Annotated in this window: 1 protein-coding gene; it reads left to right on the top strand. The window is 40.9% G+C overall.

The features are described from left to right. On the top strand, positions 1 to 2460 hold a 2460-nt coding region (gene pyc / locus AC1DRF_RS22760; protein ID WP_477741758.1), incomplete at its 5' end, for a pyruvate carboxylase. Positions 2461 to 2559: the final 99 nt, after the last annotated feature.

Consider the following 2559-nt stretch of genomic DNA (forward strand, 5'->3'; position numbering starts at 1 on the left):
GAAGTATCCATTCCTGTACAAGATCAAATTCACGTACATGGATATGCGATTCAATCTCGTGTAACGACAGAAGATCCGTTAAACAATTTTATGCCGGATACGGGTAAGATTATGGCTTATCGTTCTGGTGGCGGTTTTGGCGTACGTTTAGATACGGGAAACAGTTTCCAAGGTGCTGTAATTACGCCTTATTATGATTCACTGTTAGTAAAAGTAACAACATGGGCATTAACATTCGATCAAGCCGCATCAAAAATGGTACGGAACTTAAAAGAATTCCGTATTCGTGGAATTAAAACCAATATTCCGTTCCTTGAAAATGTAGTGAAGCATGATAAGTTCTTAACAGGTGCTTATGATACATCATTTATTGATACAACGCCTGAACTTTTTGTTTTCCCGAAGCGAAAAGACCGCGGAACTAAAATGCTTACATACATTGGGAATGTTACGGTAAACGGATTCCCAGGTGTATCGGAAAAGAAAAAGCCAATCTTTACAAAACCGCGCGTTCCTAGTGTGGATATAAGCAAACCAATTCAAAACGGAACAAAGCAGATTTTAGATGAAAAAGGCGCTGAAGGGCTAGTAAATTGGGTGAAAGAACGCAAGGAAGTGCTATTAACGGATACAACCTTCCGTGATGGCCATCAGTCTCTTTTAGCAACGCGTATTCGTACAAACGACTTAAAACAAGTAGCTAACCCAACTGCACGCTTGCTTCCAGATTTATTTTCTATGGAAATGTGGGGGGGAGCAACGTTTGATGTCGCTTATCGATTCTTAAAAGAAGATCCGTGGGATCGCTTGCTTACTTTACGTCAACAAGCGCCAAACGTTCTTTTCCAAATGCTTCTTCGCGCGTCAAATGCGGTTGGATATAAAAACTATCCTGATAATGTAATTAAAGAATTTGTTGAAAAATCAGCTTATGCAGGTATTGATGTTTTCCGTATCTTTGACAGCTTAAACTGGGTGCAAGGAATGACTCTTGCAATTGACTCCGTTCGTCAAACAGGAAAGATTGCAGAAGCAGCAATGTGTTATACAGGTGATATTTTAGATCCGACGCGCCGTAAGTATGATTTGGATTACTACAAGAACTTAGCAAAAGAGCTTGAGCAGTCTGGAGCACATATCCTGGGCATTAAAGATATGGCGGGTCTTTTAAAACCACAGGCAGCTTATGATTTAGTATCGGCTCTAAAAGAAACGGTTGATATTCCAATCCACCTTCATACGCATGATACAAGCGGAAACGGTGTATACACGTATGCAAAAGCAATTGAAGCAGGTGTAGACATTGTAGACGTAGCCGTAAGCTCAATGGCAGGCTTAACGTCTCAGCCAAGTGCTAACTCTCTTTATTACGCATTAGAAGGTGCGGACCGCAGACCAAATCTAGATATTAAAAATCTAGAAGAGCTTTCTTACTATTGGGAAGACGTGCGAAAATATTACCAAGACTTCGAAAGCGGCATGAACGCTCCTCATACAGAAGTATATGTGCATGAAATGCCAGGCGGTCAATATAGCAACTTACAGCAACAAGCAAAAGCAGTTGGTTTAGGAAACCGCTGGGATGAAGTAAAAGATATGTATTCACGCGTGAATTTGTTATTTGGTGATATTGTAAAAGTTACGCCATCATCAAAAGTAGTTGGAGATATGGCATTGTTTATGGTTCAAAACAACTTGACAGAAGAAACGCTATTTGAGCGCGGTGAAACGCTTGACTTCCCGGATTCAGTTATTGAATTGTTTGAAGGGTATTTAGGACAGCCTCACGGGGGATTCCCTAAAGAGCTTCAGCGCATCATTCTAAAAGGCAGAAAACCTATTACAGTTCGTCCTGGAGAACTGTTAGAAGATGTGGACTTTGATGCAGTGAAAGAAAAGCTGTTTAAAGACTTAAATCGTCAAGTAACGAGTTTTGATGCCATTGCTTATGCGCTGTATCCAAAAGTATTTATGGATTATCACAAAGCAGTCGAACAATACGGGGACATTTCTGTTCTTGATACCCCGACTTTCCTATACGGCATGCGTTTAGGAGAAGAGGTTGAAATTGAGATTGAAAAAGGAAAAACCTTAATTGTTCGCCTTGTATCCATTGGAGAACCGCAGGCAGACGGTACGCGAGCAGTATACTTTGAATTGAACGGCCAGCCTCGTGAAGTCGTGATTAAAGACGAAAGTGTTAAAACAACCGTTACGGCAAAACAAAAAGCCGATCAAGCAAATCCGGCCCACATCGGCGCTTCAATGCCTGGAACCGTTATTCGAGTAGTAGTAGAAAAAGGCGATAAAGTCTCAAAAGGTGATCACTTAATGATCACAGAAGCAATGAAAATGGAAACAACCGTGCAAGCACCATTTGACGGCGTGATTAAACAAGTACACGTGTCGAGTGGAGATGGCATTCAGCCGGGAGATTTATTAATTGAATTAGAAAGCTGATCAAAAAAGGTACGAGCTCAGAGCTCGTACCTTTTTTGATCAATTATGTGTATGACGCGTTGCAAGTAAGGTTAAATAGCTTAATACACCGAATAGGAA

The sequence above is a fragment of the Priestia sp. P5_B4 genome (genome assembly GCF_056400385.1).